The 21,539-nt window shown below is 53.7% G+C and carries 17 protein-coding genes; 9 read left to right on the top strand and 8 right to left on the bottom strand.

Annotated features, from left to right (window positions below; genetic code table 11):
* Positions 1–31: 31 nt before the first annotated feature.
* Positions 32–1,162: an AAA family ATPase gene (locus AC5RDV_RS10405; protein ID WP_281794992.1), complete on the bottom strand. Its 1,131-nt coding sequence runs from the start codon at positions 1,160–1,162 to the stop codon at positions 32–34.
* Between the two features lie 180 nt (positions 1,163–1,342).
* On the opposite strand from AC5RDV_RS10405, the gene AC5RDV_RS10400 reads away from it, so the two are divergent.
* Both AC5RDV_RS10400 and AC5RDV_RS10395 read left to right on the top strand, forming a co-directional pair.
* Positions 1,343–1,708: a DMT family protein gene (locus AC5RDV_RS10400; RefSeq protein ID WP_040603217.1), complete on the top strand. Its 366-nt coding sequence runs from the start codon at positions 1,343–1,345 to the stop codon at positions 1,706–1,708.
* Positions 1,709–1,728: 20 nt separating this feature from the next.
* Positions 1,729–2,457 carry a tRNA 2-thiocytidine biosynthesis TtcA family protein gene (locus AC5RDV_RS10395; RefSeq protein WP_282748178.1) on the top strand — a complete coding sequence of 243 codons (729 nt, stop codon included), beginning with the start codon at positions 1,729–1,731 and terminating at the stop codon, positions 2,455–2,457.
* A 221-nt stretch (positions 2,458–2,678) separates the two neighbouring features.
* Here the strand turns inward: AC5RDV_RS10395 and AC5RDV_RS10390 are convergent, their stop codons facing one another.
* Together AC5RDV_RS10390 and AC5RDV_RS10385 are read right to left on the bottom strand one after the other, a co-directional pair.
* On the bottom strand, positions 2,679–3,668 hold the full coding sequence (locus AC5RDV_RS10390) for a family 43 glycosylhydrolase (protein ID WP_276788818.1): 990 nt from the start codon (positions 3,666–3,668) through the stop codon (positions 2,679–2,681).
* 67 nt (positions 3,669–3,735) lie between these two features.
* Positions 3,736–4,725 carry a family 43 glycosylhydrolase gene (locus AC5RDV_RS10385; RefSeq protein WP_282748179.1) on the bottom strand — a complete coding sequence of 330 codons (990 nt, stop codon included), beginning with the start codon at positions 4,723–4,725 and terminating at the stop codon, positions 3,736–3,738.
* A gap of 205 nt (positions 4,726–4,930) precedes the next feature.
* Here AC5RDV_RS10385 and AC5RDV_RS10380 point away from each other — a divergent pair, with 205 nt between their 5' ends.
* Positions 4,931–5,425, top strand: a complete 495-nt coding sequence (locus tag AC5RDV_RS10380; protein WP_008630014.1) for a 3'-5' exonuclease — start codon at positions 4,931–4,933, stop codon at positions 5,423–5,425.
* A gap of 94 nt (positions 5,426–5,519) precedes the next feature.
* Here AC5RDV_RS10380 and AC5RDV_RS10375 read toward each other — a convergent pair whose 3' ends face one another.
* From AC5RDV_RS10375 to AC5RDV_RS10355, 5 genes are read right to left on the bottom strand one after another with little or no spacing between them, the layout of a single operon-like run.
* A complete protein-coding gene (locus tag AC5RDV_RS10375; protein WP_282748180.1) occupies positions 5,520–7,973 on the bottom strand; it encodes an ABC transporter permease in 2,454 nt (817 codons plus the stop codon).
* Between the two features lie 14 nt (positions 7,974–7,987).
* Positions 7,988–8,677, bottom strand: a complete 690-nt coding sequence (locus tag AC5RDV_RS10370) for an ABC transporter ATP-binding protein (protein WP_282748190.1) — start codon at positions 8,675–8,677, stop codon at positions 7,988–7,990.
* Between the two features lie 42 nt (positions 8,678–8,719).
* Positions 8,720–11,173 carry an FtsX-like permease family protein gene (locus AC5RDV_RS10365; protein WP_282748181.1) on the bottom strand — a complete coding sequence of 818 codons (2,454 nt, stop codon included), beginning with the start codon at positions 11,171–11,173 and terminating at the stop codon, positions 8,720–8,722.
* 23 nt (positions 11,174–11,196) lie between these two features.
* Positions 11,197–12,450, bottom strand: a complete 1,254-nt coding sequence (locus AC5RDV_RS10360; RefSeq protein WP_282748182.1) for an efflux RND transporter periplasmic adaptor subunit — start codon at positions 12,448–12,450, stop codon at positions 11,197–11,199.
* Positions 12,451–12,485: 35 nt separating this feature from the next.
* Positions 12,486–13,919, bottom strand: coding sequence for a TolC family protein (locus AC5RDV_RS10355; protein ID WP_282748191.1), 1,434 nt, complete (start codon positions 13,917–13,919; stop codon positions 12,486–12,488).
* Between the two features lie 248 nt (positions 13,920–14,167).
* On the opposite strand from AC5RDV_RS10355, the gene AC5RDV_RS10350 reads away from it, so the two are divergent.
* The 6 genes from AC5RDV_RS10350 to mnmE all read left to right on the top strand — a co-directional run bounded on the left by AC5RDV_RS10350 (position 14,168) and on the right by mnmE (position 21,330).
* On the top strand, positions 14,168–15,535 hold the full coding sequence (locus AC5RDV_RS10350) for a sigma-54-dependent transcriptional regulator (protein WP_282748183.1): 1,368 nt from the start codon (positions 14,168–14,170) through the stop codon (positions 15,533–15,535).
* Positions 15,532–16,836, top strand: a complete 1,305-nt coding sequence (locus tag AC5RDV_RS10345; protein WP_282748184.1) for a sensor histidine kinase — start codon at positions 15,532–15,534, stop codon at positions 16,834–16,836. The genes AC5RDV_RS10350 and AC5RDV_RS10345 overlap by 4 nt, the downstream gene beginning before the upstream one ends.
* 353 nt (positions 16,837–17,189) lie before the next feature.
* Positions 17,190–18,440, top strand: coding sequence for a hypothetical protein (locus AC5RDV_RS10340; RefSeq protein ID WP_130893261.1), 1,251 nt, complete (start codon positions 17,190–17,192; stop codon positions 18,438–18,440).
* 30 nt (positions 18,441–18,470) lie between these two features.
* The gene (locus tag AC5RDV_RS10335) at positions 18,471–19,349 is read left to right on the top strand and encodes a nucleoside phosphorylase (protein WP_282748186.1); all 879 of its coding nucleotides are present in this window, start codon (positions 18,471–18,473) and stop codon (positions 19,347–19,349) included.
* Between the two features lie 14 nt (positions 19,350–19,363).
* Complete coding sequence (locus AC5RDV_RS10330; RefSeq protein ID WP_282748187.1) at positions 19,364–19,855, top strand: GAF domain-containing protein; 492 nt, start codon at positions 19,364–19,366, stop codon at positions 19,853–19,855.
* A gap of 80 nt (positions 19,856–19,935) precedes the next feature.
* Positions 19,936–21,330, top strand: coding sequence for a tRNA uridine-5-carboxymethylaminomethyl(34) synthesis GTPase MnmE (gene mnmE / locus AC5RDV_RS10325; protein ID WP_282748188.1), 1,395 nt, complete (start codon positions 19,936–19,938; stop codon positions 21,328–21,330).
* The last annotated feature ends 209 nt before the right edge of the window (positions 21,331–21,539 follow it).

The following is a 21,539-nucleotide window of genomic DNA, read 5'->3' as shown; positions in this document are numbered from 1 at the left end:
GTACACAACGCCATCCTTCCCCATTTTGGCATTACAAACCCAGTTCCCGCCTCAACCATTCCTCCATCACCGGATCCGGAATGACAACCTGACGTTTTTCCATCTCGATAAGTTCTTTCTTCAATAATGCCCGTTTTACGATGCTCACATTGGCCGACGAGCCCAATTTGTACTTCTGCAAAACGGCACGCGTAGTGAATTCCCTGTGCACACCCTCCAGTACGGCCCGCAAAAAATTCATCTGATATGCAGTGAGGCTCTCTGTCTGCTTTTCGAACAGCGGCGTATTCTGGTCGATGATATCCTGATATGCCCCCTCGAAATCCTGTTCCGTGGCCGTCTCGTCTGTATGAATCCACACCAACCACGCCAACTGCTGCACATACGAAGAATGGTTGTCTACGGCCCGGCATATCTTCCCGGCCAACTCGGCGGAAATATGTTTGCCCGTAGCCTCAAAGCGTCCGCAAATGTAATCGACCCAATCCTCCGTCCCGATCTTGGGCAAATATACCGTATCGCCGAACTTGTAAAAAGGAAGGCTCTTTTTCTCAAAAAGTTCATTCATAAGATGCTTCTTGCTGCCAAACAGGCAATACGACACCGATTTCTGTAATTGCCAAACCGAACGCAAGCGTTTCTGAAAAGCCTTTGAATCTTTAAACTCGGCTATCTGTTGGAACTCGTCGATGCACACGACTACATCGATACCTTTTTTTTGCGCAATCTTTTCCGGAAGTTGCAGGATATCGTCCACATCGTCTGCCTTGGGATTGAGTTCCAACGAGATGGAAAAATCCGTCATAGGCTCCGTGCCCAACGAAATCTTAGGGCTGATCCGCGAAAGGAACAACCGGGCATTTTCCATCCACTCCTCCAGTTTGGAAGAAGTCTGTTTGAGCACAGCCGACGCGAAAGCATCGTAAAATTCCCGTTCGCTACGACAAGAAAAAATATCCAAATAGACTACTTTCAACGTATCAGACTGAGCCAAACGGCACACTTTACGGACCAAAGATGTCTTCCCCCAACGGCGCGGAGAAATCAACACCGTATTCACACCATGCCGGAAGTTGGACAACAAACGAGCTGTTTCCTTCTTGCGGTCGGTAAAATTGTCACCCGAAGTGGCCACACCAAAAACAAATGGCTTATTTTCCATAATCATCCTCTGTTTAACCCATCGCGAAGATAATGATTTTCCCGTTTAGTAACAACTTTATTACTAACAACCTTATTACAAATTGCACAACCGGCAGCTTCAACCTCCTTTTTTCCGCCCACGCGGCACAAGCAGCCCTATATTTTCGTAACTTTGCGCCCGGAAAAAAAGAAACGTAAAATGAACGCAGTCTACACCATCTTGCTGCTCATCAGCAGCAACATTTTCATGACGTTGGCCTGGTACGGCCATCTGAAGTTGCAGCAAACGGGCGTATCGTCCCATTGGCCGCTTATCGGTGTCATCCTTTTCTCGTGGATGATTGCCTTCGCGGAATACTGTTGCCAAGTACCGGCCAACCGACTTGGCTTTGAAGGTAACGGTGGCCCTTTCAACCTGATGCAACTTAAAGTGATTCAGGAAGTCATCTCGCTCATCGTCTTCACGGTCATCGCCACCGTGATGTTCCAAGGGCAAGCTCTGCACTGGAACCATCTGGCCGCCTTCTTCTGCCTCGTGTTGGCCGTATATTTCGTATTCCTTTAACCACAAGCCCCCGTAAAAGCATGCAACTCACGGAAGCACAACTCTTGGAACGCCGTATCTGGCGGCATTTCAGCAAAGGACTGACCCAATACCATTTGCTAGACGACGACGACCACATCCTGCTCGGTTTGTCCGGTGGCAAAGACTCGCTCGCCCTGCTCGACTTCATGGCACGCCGCGCCCGCATCCACCGGCCGAAACTCACCCTCACAGCCCTGCACGTACGCATGACGAACATTGCCTACGAAAGCGACACGGCCTACCTGGAGGACTTCGCTGCCGCACGCGGCGTACGCCTTATCGTGCGCGAGACCTCGTTCGACCCAAGCACCGACACGCGCAAAAGCCCCTGCTTCCTTTGCTCTTGGAACCGCCGGAAGGTGCTCTTCACCGTGGCGCAGGAACTGAGTTGCCACAAGATTGCGTTGGGCCACCATCAGGATGACATACTGCACACGCTGCTGCTCAACCTTTCTTTCCAAGGCCAGTTCGGCACGATGCCCGTACGGTTGCAAATGCGCAAGTTCCCCATGACCATCATCCGCCCGCTGTGCATGGTGCAGGAAAAAGACCTCGCAGCATGGGCGGAACTGCAAGGCTACCGCAAGCAAAAGAAGCTCTGCCCCTACGAGACCGATTCACATCGCTCTGACATCAAACAAATATTCGGACAAATAGAACAACTGAACCCGGAGGCCCGTTACTCAATGTGGAACGCTATGGAGCAAGAAGGCAAGCTCATGGAATAAATCACTGACATACAATATGATAAACAGCCATCCCCGACTAACCGGAGATGGCTGTTTCATTCTGCGCCAAATGATTTTTCAATCTCCTGAGATTGATTTTCCGTTCTGCGCCAAACGATTTTCAAATCTAAGGCGAACGATTTTCCATCCCGTTTTCCACCTCATCCCACCCTGCGTTTTCCGCAAAAGCCATCATTGAAAAACAGGACAAATCCTCCACGTCAACGCTGTTCCACCATACGGATGGTACCGTCTGCATTGTGGTAGAGCCGGTCCACACAAACGGAACGCAACCATGGGTCTCCGGATAGCGCACTATTGTGGTAAAAGGCAAACCACTGGCCTTTGTACTGCACGATGGAACCATGGTTGGTAACCCCCGTTTCCGGACGGGTGGGCTGCATGTAAATGCCAATATGTTTCCACGGCCCGAGCGGATGGTCACTGATGGCGTAACGCATGCGGTTATATCCGGGCACGCCCTCCTGACCCGGTTCATGGTTGTCGGAATAGGAAAGGTAATACTTGCCATTGTATTTGTGAATCCACGCAGCCTCGTGAAAATCCACAAGCCCTTCCATGGTCCGCATCGCGCCGTCCAGTTCCATCATGTTATCCTTCAGCCGTCCGCCCTTGCACGTGCCGCCTCCACCGTTATAGATGTAAGCCTGTCCGTCGTCGTCCACAAACACGCAAGGGTCGATGAGAGGATCCATCCCCTCAATGTACCCCTGCACGGTGAAGTTGGCAGCCGGTTCTTTGCTCGTGGCCACCCCTATTTTCCAACTCCAATGCCAGTCCGTCTCACTCGGATGGGGAAAATAGAAATAATACGTGCCGTCTTTGTAAGCACAATCCGGAGCCCACATGAAGCCGCCCTCCTTACGCCCCCAAGGCACCTGCGAGGCACGGAGAATTTCTCCGTGGTCGGTCCAATGCACCATGTCGTCGGTGGAAAACACATGATACTGGTCCATCAGGTCGCAACCGCGAGCCGGTGCGATGTCATGGGAGGCATACACATACAAGCGTCCATCGGCCCAGACGTGGGCTGAAGGATCAGCCGTATAGATATGGCGGATAAACGGATTCGGAGCCAGGCTGTCTATCACTTCTTTTCCTGTCCCAACTTCACTTGTGACGGTGGAGTGGCGTTGCGCCACGCACGCAGCCAACAAAAGGGCACATACGCCCCATATACTCTTTTTCATACATTCATCTTTGGTTACAGTAAAACTTTATTTCCCAAAAAGCCACCGGACTCCACAAGTGTCCGTCTCACTTGCGCCGCTCTACCATGCGGATGGTGCCGTCGGGATTGTAATACAAACGGTCCACGCAGACGGAACGCAGCGCGGGATTGCCGGACAAGGCAATGGAATGATAGAAAGCAAACCATTCGCCCTTGTATTCCACGATGGAGCCATGGTTGGTGAAACAGTCCGAACCGCCCATGTAAATGCCCATGTACTTCCACGGCCCGAGCGGATGGTCGCTCACGGCATAGCGCATGCGGTTATATCCCTCCTCGCCTTCTTGTCCGGGATTGTGGTTGTCGGAATACGAAAGATAATACTTCCCGTTGTATTTATGCACCCACGTAGCCTCATGGAAATCCACCAGTCCCTCCATGGCCTGCATCGCGCCGTCTATCTCCATCATGTTGTCCTTCAGCCGGCCGCCCTTGCACGTACCGCCCCCGCCTTGGTACAAGTAAGCCTGCCCGTCGTCGTCCACAAACACGCAGGGGTCAATAATCGGGTCCAAGCCCTCGATGTAGCCCTGCACGGTGAAATTGGCAGCCGGTTCCTTGCTCGTGGCCACCCCTATTTTCCAACTGTCATTGGTATACGTGCCGCTAGGATGGGGAAAATAGAAATAATACGTGCCGTCCTTGTAGGCACAGTCCGGTGCCCACATGAAGCCGCCCTCCTTGCGTCCCCAAGGCACTTGCGAGGCGCGGAGAATCTCGCCGTGGTCGGTCCAGTGCACCATGTCGTCGGTGGAAAACACATGATACTGGTCCATCAGGTCGCAACCACGCGGCGGGTCGATGTCATGGGAGGCATACACATACAAACGTCCGTCGGCCCAGACATGGGCAGAAGGATCGGCCGTATAGATATGGCGGATAAACGGATTGGGAGCGAGGCTGTCGACCTGCACAGTCTCCTTTTGTTCGCGGTCTTTGCTGCCGTCCGATGCGGGACGGGAGGCGGTACAGCCCGCCCACAGCAAAGCGCATACTGCATAAACGCATTTCTTCATAAATGTGGTTTGTTAGGTTGTTAAAACAAAAATCTTATCCTGCTCTTATCCCAAGCAAGGATGCCCGTTAGGGATTTTTCAAAACAAAATTATCGAAACAAGGCTGCCCTGCCAAGTTTCCGCAAGGATTTATGGCATCCCCTACCGTAAATTGACGCATTATTGCTATTTTTGCAATCAAACGTACACTTCCGCGCACTACGACATGAACGACTTTGCCGCCATAGATTTCGAGACCGCCAACGGGCAACGTTCCAGCATTTGCAGCGTGGGGCTCGTGGTGGTCCGCAACCGGGAAATTACCATCCGACACTACCGTCTGGTACGCCCCTATCCCAATTACTATAACTATTGGAACACACAGGTTCACGGGCTTTCCTTTCAGGATACAGCCCACGCCGCCCCTTTCCCGGAGGTATGGCGCGAAATCATACCCTTGATTGAAGGTTTGCCCTTGGTGGCCCACAACCGCCCGTTTGACGAAGGATGCCTGAAAGCCGCCTTCCAAGCCTATGGCATGGAATACCCCGGTTACCCGTTCCATTGCACCCTCCGCGCTTCCCGTCTTGCATTCGGCCGGGACTTGCCCAACCATCAACTGCAAACAGTAGCCCTCCGCTGCGGATACGACCTGACACAGCACCATCATGCCTTGGCCGACGCAGAAGCATGCGCCCGGATTGCCCTAAAAATCCTGTGACGGCCGCTCCGGCTACTGTACCAAAAAGACCGTCCCTGCACAGAAAGCATCCGTACAGGGACAGTCCCGGAAAATGAAAAACAGTTATATCTTATCACGATTCCGGCCGGAGCACTTCCACCGGCTTGTCGTTCATGCATCGGCGCACCTGTCCGTAAACGATGAGCGATACCACCACACACATGCCGCACACGATGGCCGCCATCAGTCCCACGCCCGGTGTCTCACCGTAGTGGAAATACTCCATCCATTTGCGCATGAGCAATGCTGCCGGGAAGTAGGCCAACACGCCACCCGCCACGACATAAAGCAGATAAGAACGGAGCTGCGGCCGGAAAACATCACGGAAACCTGCACCCATCACCCGGCGGATGGCCATGCTCCTTCGCCGCAGGCGTAAGGAATAGAGCAGCATGGAGAACACACCTGAGAACGTTATCAGTACGCTGAACACCGTCAAAGCACTCAGAAGATTGGCGTAATACGTTTCCTCTTTGTAATTTCCCGCGATGTATTCGTCCAAAGACGACAAGATGATTTTCTCTTCCGGCACGTCAAAACGGCTTAGCACGCGGCAGACAGCAGCCTCGGCATCTTCACGCTTACCCTCTTCATGCTTGATATATACGGCATCATGCTCAAAGAAATCACATTGATGATTCTCCGGAACACCTACCAACATCATCTCTTCTTCTCCTTTATGGAAATCCGACAAACGGATGTCCACTTCGCCCACAATATTCAATGCCTGATGCTCGTAATGCGTATTATAGTCTGTTTTTAACAGGATGCACTGCTCATTACCCGTCATTTTACCGGTGTACAACCGTGCCTTGCGCACATCCTTCACGTTGAACGCTTGCATGGCAGAGCCATTGAACAGGACTTGCAGTTTACCGGCCTGCTCGGCCTTGGGGGAGAACGTAGCACCATTCTTGGACTTGATTCCAAAAAACTCCATGGCACGGAAAGGAATCTCTGCATATCTCACACCCTTATCCCCACTTTCATAACTTTCTTTTCCTTCAGCCAGTTCTTCTTCCGTCCCTACCGAAATATAGTGCAACGACACCGGATTGAAAATATCACCGGGCATGGCTATTGCATCCGTAATACCCGAACTGGCTTCTTTACGGAACTCTTGGGGCAAATTTTTAAAAATAGACATATAGTTGTACACCTCATCCTGTCCCCGCAAAGTCAGCCACCCAGTGTACAACCGCAAGATGTTGTTGCGCTCGAAGCCCAAATCGGAATGAATCATCCCGGAAATCTGGCGTTGCATCCCCAACGAAAGGAAAAGCAGCAACGCACTCGCGAAACATTGCACCACAAGCATCCACGCGTGCGTCCGCTGTCCCTGAGACTGACCGCAGAAAGACAAGCGATAAGTATTCTGCATCTTCCACACCGGATACCCCATCCCTACGAGGCAAAGCAACACCACGAATCCCGACACCACCGCAAGGCAACGGCCTATCTGCCCGGCATCGCCCAACACATAACCCTCATACCTCAACCACTCTTCGCCCATCGCTGCCAACAACAGCCCGAGGAACACCACCGGTAACATCTCAGTAAGCATCCATTTGGCATTCTGCACATCCGAGGCACCCAAGCTCCGCCGCAAAGCATACTCACGGATTCGTCCTAAAAATATAGACGTGTAAACCGCCAACAGATTCACTACGGCACTCAACACCAATAGCAAAGACACTGCCACAAACGCCAGTTGGTAAAAGTAAGCCCGGACAAAACCGGAGCCGTCTCCCATCTTGTGAAACATACGTAAAGGGGTCAGCACCAGTTTTCCCGTGGGATAACTATCTTTTATATCCACGCGTGAAAGTTCGCTTTCCGTCCGCTCCGGACGGGATGTGCGTACCATAATCCTGAAATTTTCATGAACCGCACTATTCCTCTCATAATCCTCCACCCACAACGGGCTGATAAAGTCATAATGCAAATTGCTCTTTCCCCGGCAGTCCTCCACCACGGCTCCCACTGTATAAAGCAACTGCCGCCACTTCTGTATGTGACATACACTCTCGCCACACACATCTATGCGCCCGAACAACTTGCGGGCCATAGTTTCGGTCAAGACAATCCGGTTATCCGCAGCCGCCACTTCTTCAAGCGAACCGGAAAGAACACGGCATCCCAACAAGGCTACCATCTCCGTAGATGCAGACAGCTCTTGCGCATAAAAAAACGTTTCGGGACGATCCGGCAGGTAAACACGTTCCCGCCCCCCTTGGTAACGGTACATGCCAACCATAGCTTCCTTCCCCAACACACTGCTTACCCTGTCACCCCAACGATACAACAGGGATTCGGTATGCTCCAAAGAATCTTCCCGTTCCACCACATACAAATCCTTATACCCCGGCCGGAAACTGTCATAATGCGTCTCCGTCCACAGCCAGTTCACGCTGAACGTCAGGCACACGATGCTCACCGCCAAACCGGACACAGAGACCATGGCCTGCCACCCTTGGTGGCGCAGGCCGCGAAGGGCCTGCTTGAAATTCTGAATCCATAAACCCATGGCAACCTCCGCTTCTAAAGGTTCTGCAATCCAGCTTCTTCCTCACCCAGCACATGCCCGTCGAACAGATGGATGATGCGGTCGGCATAGCCCGCATCATGCTGCGAATGAGTCACCATGACGATGGTCGTCCCTTCGCGGTGCAGTTCGCCGAGCAAGCCCATCACCTCCTTGCCGTTCTTGGAATCCAAGTTTCCCGTCGGCTCGTCGGCCAGAATCAACTTCGGACGGGTCACGATGGCACGGGCGATGGCTGTGCGCTGCTGCTGTCCTCCGGAAATCTGACGGGGATAATGGCGTGAACGGTGCATGATGTCCATGCGGGCCATGGCCTCCTCCACCCTGCGCTGGCGTTCCTGCTTCGGCACACCCATGTAAAGTAATGGCAAGGCGATGTTCTCCTGCACCGTCAGCTCGTCGATGAGGTTGAAACTCTGGAACACGAACCCCAACATGCCTTTGCGCAATTCGTTCCGTTTCGACTCGCTACAAGAGGACACGTCTTTCCCGTCGAGCATATATTGCCCCGAAGACGGGCTGTCCAACAGGCCGAGAATGTGAAGCAACGTGGACTTGCCACAGCCCGAAGGCCCCATGACGGCCACAAACTCACCCTGACCTATCTCGATATTCACTTTGTCCAAAGCCCAAGTTTCCACTTCGTCTGTCTTGAACACTTTTGTCAATTCATTCACTTGAATCATCGTTTCCATACATTATTCTCATTTATCAATTAATATTTATGTTTAAGCTTCCGGCCGGAGCACTTCCACCGGCTTGTCGTTCATGCATCGGCGCACCTGTCCGTAAACGATGAGCGATACCACCACACACATGCCGCACACGATGGCCGCCATCAGTCCCACGCCCGGTGTCTCACCGTAGTGGAAATATTCCATCCATTTGTGCATGAGCAACGCCGCCGGGAAGTAGGCCAACACGCCGCCCACCACGACATAAAGCAAATAAGACCGGAGCTGCGGCCGGAAAACATCCCGGAAACCCGCGCCCATCACCCGGCGGATGGCCATGCTCCTCCGCCGCAAGCGCAAGGAGTAAAGCAGCATGGAGAACACGCCGGAAAACGTTATCAACACGCTGAACACCGTCAACGCCGAAAGCAAACCGGCGTAATAAGTCTCTTCCTTGTAGCTGTCTGCCATATATTGCTCTAACGGCATCAGGTGAATCTTATCCTCGGGGACGTCGAACCTCCGCAACACGCGGCGTATGGCAGCCTCTGCGTCCTCGCGTCGTCCCGGCGCATGTTTGACATACACCGCATCGTGTTCCACGAAACGGCATTCGTGACGGTCGGGGATACCGACCCACATCAATGGCCGTTCTTCTTCGTGGAAATCGCTCAAGCGCACGTCCATGATGCCTTTCACTTCCAACTTTCCGGCAATATGGTTAGTCCACGTAGTATACATCATTATATTATGCCCGGTATCATCGGAGCCGACATAAAGGTTCACCTTCCTGAAGTCTCCCGCCCGGAACTTCCTGCAAGCCGCCTCGTTGAACATGACCGGCTCCACACCGTCCTGTTCCGGCTGTCCTTCCAACCGCGCACCTCTCAGAATGTGCAGGTGGAAAAAGTCGAAAGCCGCATAAGGAACCTCCATATAATCTATTTCGTTTTCGGGTGTCAACCTGTCATCCTTCTTCCCGTTCCATTCTTCTTCGGTCAACAAATTGATGCGCCTCCGCGAAAAACGGTTGAAAATATCCGCAGGCAAGGCTATGGCATCCGTGATACCGGCTGCCGCCTCCTTCCGGAACTCCTGAGGCAAGTCGTAAAATATGGATTTGAAATCAAAAGGATCTTCTTCGCCGGGCCAGTATTTCCGCCCGGTGTGCAAACGCAATATGTCCTCACGTTCAAAGCCAAGGTCTTGGTTCATCATCCCCGACAACTGGCGTTGCATGCCTAAAGAGATGAACAGCAAGAAAGCCGACGCGAAACATTGCACCACCAACAGCCAAGCGTGGGAACGGCCTGCGGAAGCCCCTCCGCCCAACGTAAACCGATAAGCCCGGCGCACCTTGTGTACGGGATAACCCGTCCCGGCCACCACCAACACGAGCACTGCCCCCACGACTTGTGCGAAACAGACATACACATGCGAAAGATTGCCAGGCACTTGGCCTTCGTGCGCCAACCACTCCAAGGCCACGCAGCCCAACAAAATGCCCGACAAGGCAACGGGCATGACCTCCGTCAGCATCCAAACGGCATTCTGCCATGCCGACGCTCCCAAACTGCGGCGCAAGGCGTATTCGCGCACCCGTCCTAAAAAAACGGAAGTGTACACCGCCAAGAGGTTGACTACGGCACTACACAACAACAAGACGGAAATCAGCGTGAACGCCAAAGGGTAAAAATAAGCGTGCAGGAAAGATTCGCCGTAACCCACCTTATGAGCCGTGCGCAAAGGGATAAGCCGGAACTTCCAGTAACTCTTCTCCTGCGGCAAGTAAATCCGGCTGAACGCTTCCTCCACAACCCTGGGTTCTTCGGTCCGGACATAGACCATGTAAAGACCGAAAGCATTCCACTCCCGTTCACTTTCCTGCACATTCAGCGGCGACAACATATCGTACCCCCTAAACGTCCTACCTTCGTTATCGGCTATTACCGCCCCCACGGCCTGCGTCCCATCCACACCATAACCGGAGGTCTCAAAGGTTTGCCCCACGACATCCGTCCTTCCGAAAATCTTCCGGGCCAGACTTTCTGTCAGAACCACATGCCCGGGCATGGCCAATGCCTTTTCAGGGTCGCCGGACAGCACCGTAAGCCCCAAAGCACGCACCATCCCAGAAGAAGCAGCCAAGCTACTGGCTCGAAAATAGTCCTCTTTCCGACCGGAAGGATACACTTGGATACCCGATGTCATCCCTACCACTCCTACTTCAGCTTTTCCCTCCAACAAACTGTCCATCTGCACAGCCACATTGTAAACGACACTGACTGTCCAACGGGTAGAATCATTATACTGCACCAGATACAAGTCCTTGTAACCCGGACGGAAGTAATCGTAGTTCGTTTCCGTCCACAGCCAGTTCAGGCTGAACGTCAGGCACACGATGCCCACGGCCAATCCCATGGCAGAAATCCCAGCCTGCCAACCGTGGCTGCGCAGATTACGCAAGGCCTGTTTCAGGTTCTGCACCCACAAACTTATTGTTCCCATAGCTTCAAACTGTTTCCTTGGTTTCATTCGTCCCATGCCAATTCCTCCACGTCGCCATAACGGCTGTAGCCGGACGTAATGACACGGTCGCCGGGTTGCAGGCCTTCCAACACTTCATATTGCTTGGGGTTTTGCCTCCCCAAACGGATGAACGTGCGCACGGCACGGCTCTCGCCCGGCACCACCTTATAAATCCACTGTCCGCCCGTCACGGAATAGAAATCGCCACGAGGGATGGTCAGCACCCGTTCCGGGTTACCCAATTCTATCTGCACGCGCAGAGCCTGCCCGAGGCGCAAGGACGGAGGCACCTCGCCCGTAAAAGCCAAGTCCACGGTAAACATGCGGTCCTTGACCTCCGGTACGACGCGCCGCACCGACATGGCATACGGCTTGCCCTTGTAAGTGCCCTTGGCTGGAAGCCCGCTTACGATACGGTCGATGTAATACTCCCCGGGAGTGACCCGCACCTTATAGCGGTCGAGCACCTTGACTTCGCCGATTTCCCCTCCGGCCTGCACCTGTTGGCCGGGCACGACCGTGAGGTTGCTCAACTGCCCCGTGAGGGGCGCACGCACCACGAGCCACTCCTGCTTGGCCTTCACCCGCTCGAATTTCCGGATTTCCTGCTCCCTGTCGTTGCGGATGAGCGAGCGGCGCACGATGGTGGCCGCCGAATCGTGCTGCAGGCTCTCCTGTTCCAGTTCCGCCGCACGGGTCTTGTACTCGTACTCCTGCCGCGCCACCTCCAGTTCCGCCTTGCTCTTGATGCCCATGCGGAACTCCTCTTGGCTCAGGGCATAGCTGTCCGAAATGCGTTGCAACTCATAACGGTTCTGCAACACCTGCTTGCGCAGGAGCAAAGTCTTTTGTTCCATCTCGATTTCCTGCTCACGGTAGGACATGAGTTGCTTGTGCAGGGCGTTCTCCTGCACCTCCATCTCGTCCAACAATTCGGGATTGGATAGCACCAGCAACGTGTCGCCCTGCCGCACCCGTGCGCCCTCCTCGGCCACGATGCGCTCCACATAACCGCTTATCCGGCTGTTCACGCGCAAGGACAGCATGGGCTGCACCACCCCCTCCTGCTCCACGTATTCCAGGAAGTCGGCCTCCACGGCTTCGGCCAGTCCCAACGTATCGGCCGACACGCGCTGTTTCTCGGGCGAGAACAGCAAGGCCACCGTATAGGCAGCCAAGGAGAGGAACACGATGCCTCCCGACACATAATATTTGTGGCGCACGAACCACGGTTTTTTCTTGAGTTGTATGTCCATATATATAATAAGGTATAAACGTTACACATTCAGGTTCAGTCTTTCACCAGTTGCCCATAATCCACCTGCAACGGGCGGCCTTCGAAGAAGTCGTAGAGCGTCAGGCTGCGCAGAGTGTAGTAAAGGCTCCAGTAGGTGTGCAGGGCATTCAGGTAATTCCGGCGCGCGGCATCTTTCTCCTCGATAGAGGCGTTGAGGTCGAGCACACTGGATTTTCCCAACACGTACAGGCGGCGCGCCACCTCGCTGCGGCGCAAGGCCGTGCTGTCCGTGCGGGCCGCCACGCGCACACGTAGCCCCTGCAGGTTGAACTGCCCCACCAACTTGCGGATATTCTGGTCGAAGTCCGTACGGCTCTGCTCCACTTGCGTCTCCACCAAGTCCCGTTGCGAACGGGCCACGCGCACTTGCCCGCGCCCCTTTCCCCAGTCCAGGATGGGCAGGGTGATACCGATGCTCACCGCCTGTTGGTCGAGCGGATGGCGGTAGGTGGAAGAGAAATTCTCCGCCGTCTGCGTCAGACCGAAACGAAGATACAGGTCGGCTTTCAGGCCAGCGTTGGCCTTGGCCTGCGCCACGTTGCTTTCCGCCTCCAACTTGCGCCGCTTCATGTAGAGGATGTCGGGACTGTGGAGATGCGCCCACTGCAAGGCTGCCCCCTCCTCCACCATCACGTCGGGCACTTCCGTGACCATCCGTATCGCGGGCAAGGTATCGCCTTCATGCAAACCCAGATAGGAACGCAAGTCCAAGGCGCATTCGTCCATCTCGATACGGGCATTCAGCCGGTTGGTCTCCTCGTTCAGGCGGTTGATTTCGAGCTGGAGCATCTCGTTCTCGGTGGTCGTACCAATCTGGTAACGCCCCTGTGCGAAACGGTAGAGCGTGTCGGCATGGGCGAAATTCTGGCACGCCGTGGCATAGTTGCTCTGTGCCATGGCCAACGCGAAGAACTTGTCCACGGCCCGTGCGGCTACCAACTCCATCGTCTCCAGATAAGACCGCTGCGCCTCCTCGTAGCGCACCGGTTCGATGCGCCGCCTCCACTTCAGGTTGTTGTACCCGAAAAGTGACTGGCTGTAGCCGATGTTGACCGGCACGCTCTTCCATGAAAAAGTGCGGTCGCTCAGCAAATCCGTACGCAAGAGGGAGGATTCCAAGGACAACGTGCCACCCGTCCAACTGACATTCTGCTGCACGCGCAGGGACAGGTCGGTGTTCAACAGGTTTTGCTCGACGAAACGCACCGACCCGTCTTCCATCGTGATTTGGTTGATGGAACGGTCGAGGTTCGGCCCGGAAGTCAACGTGAGCGAAGGCAAGTAATCAGCCCGGAACGAGCGATAGTCCCAATAAGCCGAGCGGAATGTATGGCGCGCGGCCAACGCGTCGGGCGAAGACTGACAGGCCTGGAGCACCACGTCGTCCAGTCCCCAACCGCCCGTGGGCGGAAGAGGCTGTGCCGCCATCCCCAAGCCCCAACACGCTACGCATGCCACGCATCCTATCCGCATTCTGATGTCCATAAGTCTTTTTATCATTCGGTTACAACCAATCACATCCAATTTGCGTGCCAAAAATGCAAACAACTGTATTCCAAATGGATACCCCATCCACACCGGAAAACAAGTTGTGCGGATTTGCACTTTTTATGTGCGAAAATGCACATCCGCACACATTTTTGCGTAACTTTGCCTCGCATCAAATACCATATTCTATGCCTGCATTAGGAAAAATACTCATCATAGACGACAACGAAGACGTGCTCTTCGCCCTCCATCTCCTGCTTGAACCCTACGCGGAGAAAGTCAAGGTCATGCGCTCGCCCGACCGTATCGTACATTTCATCACCGACTTCCGGCCGGACATCGTACTGCTGGACATGAACTTCACCCGCGACACCGTGAGCGGACAGGAGGGCATGGACTGCCTGCAGGAAATCCTGAAACTGGACCGCCATGCCGTGGTGGTCATGATGACGGCCTATGCCGACACGGACAAAGCCGTGCAGGCCATCAAGGCCGGAGCTACGGACTTCGTGTCGAAACCTTGGGAAAACGACAAGCTGCTGGCCACGCTCCACGCCGCCATGAAGTTGCGCCGCTCACAGACGGAGGTGGGACGGCTCGAGGAGCGTGTGGAAGCCCTCAGTGCCGAACGGGAAACACCGCAACCCCTGCTCATCGGCGAGTCGGAGGGCATGAGGAACATCATCTCCACCATCGGACGCTTGCACGAGGCCAACGTGAACGTGCTCCTGTTGGGCGAGAACGGCACGGGGAAGGACGTAGTGGCCCGTTATCTTCTCGCCCATTCGTCGCGTGCGGCAGAACCGTTCGTGACCATCGACGTGGGTGCCGTGCCGGAAACCTTGTTCGAGAGCGAACTGTTCGGATACGAGAAAGGGGCCTTCACCGATGCCCGCAAAGAAAAGAAAGGACGGTTGGAACTGGCTCACGGGGGTACGCTCTTCCTCGACGAAGTGGGCAACCTCTCCCCCACCGCCCAAAGCAAGCTGCTCACGGCCTTGGAGAAAAGGCGCATCGTGAGGCTCGGCGGCACGCACGAGATTCCGATAGACGTGCGCCTGATATGCGCCACCAACGCCGACTTGCACGCGCAGGTGACGGAGGGCACGTTCCGGCAAGACCTGTTCTACCGCATCAACACGGTGGAAATCCACATCCCGCCCCTGCGCGAACGCGGCGAGGACATCCAACTGCTAGCCGACCATTTCCTGCGGACGTACGCACGGAAATACAAGAAAGACATCCAGCAAATCGCACGCGACGCGAGGGGCAAGCTGCAACGGTATGCCTGGCCGGGCAACGTGCGCGAACTGCAACATGCCATCGAACGCGCCGTCGTGCTCTGCAACGCCGACACCCTCCATGCCGACGACTTCCTGCTGCACGCCCCGGCATCGCCCGTGGCCGACGGCGGGACACTCAACTTGGAAGCACTGGAACGCAACGCCGTGGAAAAAGCCGTCCGCCTGTGCGAAGGCAACATGAGCCGCGCCGCCCAGATGTTGGGCATCACGCGCTACTCGCTCTATCGCAAACTCGAAAAATTAGGCTTATGAAAATCCCCCCTCATTGGCAGGCAGCCGCCTGCGGCGCAGGGTTGTTCCTGACGGCCTCAGCCGCCTGTTTCTGCGCTGCGGAGCAACTGTGGCTCACCGCTGCCGTGTGCGTCGCGGCCTTCATCGGCCTGTATGCTTCCCTCCACCACCGGCAGACACGCCAAATCCGGCTGTTGCGCTCTTTCATACGGGGCATCCGCCACAGCGGGTTGAAAGAGATTCCCCGTTTCGCCCCGGAGGAATCCGGCCACGCCCTCGGCCTGGAACGGGAAATCGAACACACGCTCGCCGCATACCGGCAACAGCTGTTCGACGAGGCCACACGGCAGAAATATTACCAACTCCTGCTCGACCACGTGGACACCGGCATCGTCTCGTGCGACGGCGAAGGGCACGTGGAATGGATGAACCGGGCGGCCACGGCACAAGTCGGCACGTGTCGGCGCGTGCCGGAGGAATGGTTGCGGCGGTCCGGACCGGAGGCGTGCGTAGTGCCGGTGGAACGCCACGGGCAAACGAAAGAGCTCTTGCTCTCGTCCACACGCTTCACTTTGGACAACCGCCCACGGATACTCCTCACGCTCAAAGACATACACCACGTGTTGGAAGAACAGCAACTGGAATCGTGGAAGACGCTCACCCGGGTACTGACCCACGAAATCATGAACTCCCTCACCCCCATCCTGTCACTGAGCGAGACGCTCACCCGGCAAGCCCCCACGGCAGAACCTTCCGCCCAACAGTACGGCCAGATGCAGCAAGCCTTACAGGCCATCTACCGCCGCAGCAAGGGCCTGCTCCACTTCACGGAGAACTACCGCAAACTGACCCGTGTGCCCCCTCCGCAATACGCAGCCATCCGTGTGGACGAGCTTTTCGACGACTTGAAAAAGCTGTTCGAGGGCACGCACCTCACCTTCGACCAACCTTATCCCGGTTTCACGTTCCAGGCCGACCGCTCCCAAATCGAACAGGTCTTGATTAACCTGATTACCAACGCACGCGACGCGTCCCCAAGCCCCGAAAGCGAAATAAAAATCCATTTGCGCCGGAACACGGCCGAGGACGAAGTGCAAATCAGCGTGCAGGACTACGGGCAAGGCATCCCCGTGGAGGCGCAGGAGCGCATCTTCGTCCCGTTCTACACCACCAAACCGAACGGTTCGGGCATCGGTCTGGCCCTATGCAAGCAAATCGTCAACCAACACCACGGCTACATCATCCTGCATTCCGCCGTGGGGAAAGGCAGCATGTTCACCCTCTGCCTGCCGCGCAACGGCCTGCGTGCGCCCCAAACTTGAAACGCACAGGACGAATGCTTTTATACAGATTTTTTACCACCGCCGCACCGTTTTATTGCGCACTGAAAATCAATAACATACAACAGCGAAATCAATCTCCGCAGAACGAAAAATCATTTGGCGCAGAATGAAAAATCGTTTGGCTTAGATTGATTTTCCGTTCTGCGGCAAATGAAACGAGCCTTTCAGCGACAGGAAAAATGTAACGCTTTAGGAAGAAAGAGGATTCCTTTACACCGACCTAAAAGACCGCGTGGAGCGTCCTTTCCACGTTAAATATTATTAGAAAAGGATACAGGATAAAGAATAAATCCCTACCTTTGAATAAATAAGGTATAACCATCAGTTTGAACATGAAGAAATATATATTGCCGGTATTTTGTTCCCTTTTGCTTTCCTTACCTTCGCAAGCGCAGAAGAACGGGCAGGCCATACCAACCCCGACGGCTGAATATTATATGAATCATTACCAGTTTGACGAGGCGGAAGAACTCCTTAATCAGGATATCAAGAAGCTGAAACGCAAACGGCAACCGACCGACGTGGAAGAAGGAAAATTGCAGAAAATAGCCCGGTTGCGCTCCATGATGAGAGCTACGGAACGGGTGACGGTCATAGACAGCCTGGTCGTGGACAAGAATACGTTCCTGAACCACATCAAACTCAGTCCGGAAAGCGGGGAAATCAGTCCGTACGGCACATTCTTCAACCGTCCGGACGAAAACAATTGCACAGTCTACCTGTCCGAATTGGGCAATAAGATATATTTCGCACAACCGGACGAGAACAAATACCTCCGGTTGTTTACCAGCGACCTTGTGGGAGGCCAATGGACCAATCCCCATAAATTGGATGAGTTGGACGGAGATGACGCGCAGAACTATCCGTTCATGCTATCCGATGGCATCACGCTTTACTATGCCGCCCAAGGAGAGGAAAGCATCGGAGGATATGACATCTTCGTGACACGCTATGACATGGATGAGAAGAAATTCCTCTATCCGGAAAACCTTGGCATGCCTTTCAACTCGCCTGCCAATGACTACATGTTGGCCATTGACGAGTTCAACCAACTGGGATGGTTCGTGTCCGACCGGAACCAACCGGAGGACAAGGTGTGTATCTACATCTTCATCCCGAACGATGTCCGCAAGGTGTATGATGCCAATATATACGAGGAGGATGAACTATGCCGTCTGGCCCTTATCCACAGTATCGCGGAGACATGGGGGGACAAGGAAGCCGTGGCACAGGCACGGCAAAGGCTGCAAGCCGCACTGAGTGCACCCAAGGTGGTCAAGAAGCAGAAGGACTTCGAGTTTGTCATAGACAACCGCAACACTTACACCTTGTTGGACGACTTCAAATCTCCGGAAGCACGCAAAAAAATGGCTGCATGGCAGAAGAACCGTATGCAACTGGACAAAGACCGCCAACAACTGCAAACCCTGCGCGACCGGTATGCCAACGGCAACGACGCGCAACGTCAAACGTTGAGCCAACAAATCCTTCAGCTTGAAGCACAATGCGAAAAGGCTGAAACGGCACTGCGTGCGGAAGCCAAAACCATCCGCAATATAGAAATACAATCACACAAAAAATGATCATGTTTATCTTTTAAAACCATAACGCTTATGAACAAGTATTTTGCACCATCAGAGCTTATCATCAACGAAGACGGGAGCATATTCCATCTTCACGTAAAACCGGAACAACTGGCAGACAAGGTCATCCTCGTGGGCGACCCGGGGCGTGTCCCCGTAGTGGCAGCCCATTTCGACACCCAGGAATGCGACATCTCTAGCCGCGAATTCAGAACAATCACGGGTACGCATAAAGGAAAACGTATCACGGTCGTATCCACCGGCATAGGCTGCGACAACATCGACATCGTCATGAACGAACTGGACGCCTTGGCCAACATCGACTTCAACAGCCGCAGGGAAAAAGCAAAGCTCCGCAGCTTGGAACTGGTGCGCATCGGTACATGCGGCGGGCTTCAGCCTTATACGCCGGTCGGCACATTCATTTGTTCCGTAAAATCAGTCGGTTTCGACGGTTTGCTGAACTTCTATGAAGGGCGCAATGCCGTATGCGACCTGCCGTTAGAACGCGCGTTGCTTAATCATTTGGGATGGAGCGGAAACCTGTGCGCCCCTGCTCCTTACGTCATCGACGCACATCCGGAACTGATAGAACGCATAGCTGCCGACGATATGGTACGGGGCATCACCGTAGCCTGCGGTGGATTCTTCGGCCCGCAAGGCCGTCAGCTCCGCATTCCTTTGGCGGACCCCCGTCAGAATGAGAAGATTGAAAGCTTTTCTTACAACGGACTTCAAATCACCAATTTCGAAATGGAGAGTTCCGCACTGGCCGGATTGGCCCGTCTGATGGGACACAAGGCCACGACATGTTGCATGGTGATAGCCAACCGGGTGGCCGGAGAAGCCGATCCAAGTTACAAAAACAAAATCGACGATCTGATTCAGTTGGTCATCGACCGGATTTAAACGATTATACAAGCATGAATATCGATTTCAAACCCTCTGAGGATTCAGACAAAAGCGAACGCTACCGCCAATTTCTCAAACATTACGCCGCGCTTATCGAAGGGGAACGGGACGAGATAAGCGTAATGGCCAACACGGTGGCTGCACTGAAAGAAGCGTTCGGGTTCTTCTGGGTAGGATTTTATCTGGTGAAATCCGAACAAGAACTCACACTCGGGCCGTTCCAAGGGAGCATTGCCTGCTACCGTATCCGGAAAGGACGTGGTGTCTGCGGTACGGCATGGGAGAAGGAATGCCCTCTGATAGTGCCCGATGTGGATCTTTTTCCCGGACATATCGCATGCAGCAGCGAATCCCGTTCTGAAATCGTGATTCCAATCATATATAATAAGGTAATAAAAGGAGTATTGGACATAGATAGTGACAAAGCGGACAGTTTCGACAAAACCGACCGTAAGGGGTTGGAAGAAATGGTCAACCTGATGGCTGCCACACTGTACCAATGACCTATTAAACATTCATATCCCCCTCCGTCCGTCTGCACTACAGACGCGACGGGGAGTTTCTGAAATAGCAAACAGCTCTCATGAACACGCAAGATACAATTTGTGCCATTGCCACTGCACAAGGAGGTGCCATTGGCGTAATCCGCATCTCAGGAAAAGATGCCATCGCCATAACCGACCGTATTTTTACTCCCGCAGGTAAACACCCCCTCCCCCTTTCCGAACGCAAGGCTTACACCATGGCATTCGGACATATCCGGCAAGACGATGGGGAGATCATTGATGAAGTATTGATCGGTTTGTTCAAGTCACCTCATTCTTACACGGGCGAAGATTGCGTGGAAATCTCATGCCACGGTTCGTCTTTCATCTTGCAACAAGTCATGCAACTGCTCATCCGGAAAGGATGCAGGGCGGCCGGTCCGGGCGAGTTCACACAACGTGCCTTCCTGAACGGAAAGATGGATTTGAGCCAGGCAGAGGCCGTGGCAGACCTGATAGCCTCTTCGTCCGCTGCCACCCACCGGATGGCCATGAACCAGATGAGGGGCGGTTTCAGCCGCGAACTGTCTGCCTTGCGCGAACGCTTGCTCCACCTCACCTCCCTGATGGAACTGGAATTGGATTTCAGTGACCATGAGGAACTGGAGTTTGCCGACCGTAGCGAATTGGAAACCATTGCCGGAGATATAGAAAAAGTCATCAGTGGATTGGTCCACTCATTCAGCGTGGGAAACGTCCTCAAAAATGGAATACCCGTAGCGATTGTCGGTGAAACCAATGCAGGAAAGTCCACACTCCTGAACACGCTGCTCAACGAAGAAAAGGCTATTGTGAGCGACATACACGGCACAACGCGCGATGTGATTGAAGACACGGTAAACCTCAGCGGCATCACGTTCAGATTTATCGACACCGCCGGTATACGCGACACCCACGACACAATAGAAAACATGGGGATTGCACGCAGTTTCCACAAGATGGAACAAGCGGAAATTGTCCTATGGGTCGTAGACAATACTTGTGCGGAAGCCCAAATCCGACAACTTTCGCCCCGTATCCTCCCTCTCTGTTCCAACAAACAACTCATCATCTTGTTGAACAAATCAGACCAAGCATCGCCTGTCCCGACAAAGCTATCCGGCTTGCCAGAAAACACTGTCACGCTATCTATTTCTGCCAAAGAAAAAACAGGTATCCAAGAACTGCAAAATCTCCTTGTAAAGGTAGCCTCTGTCCCTGAACTGACTTCTTCCGACCTCATCGTCACGAATGTGAGACACTACGAGGCATTATCTCTGGCTCTCGAAGATATCCACCGCGTACAAAACGGACTTCAAACTCACCTTTCCGGTGATTTCATCAGTCAGGATTTACGTGAATGCCTTTTCCATCTGGCCGAAATTGTAGGCGGTGAAATTACTACAGATGAAGTATTGGGGAATATTTTTAAGAAATTCTGCATCGGCAAGTAACTATCTGATTATCAATGAATTAAATTGATTGTAATCGATTAATATGGCGCTCTTTATGGGGCGCCTTTTTTGTTGCACAAGTATCGTTGATAATCGTTGCTAAGCCTTTTTACGCCATTTTTTGTACCTCTTGTGTACCTCACCACGAAAATCTGAGGATTATCGTTGGCAAGGTCGTGGAGAACTTTTACGCCATTTTACGGGATTTT

It is taken from the genome of Paraprevotella sp. (assembly GCF_986071375.1).
This window is presented reverse-complemented; position numbering and strand designations above follow the sequence as displayed.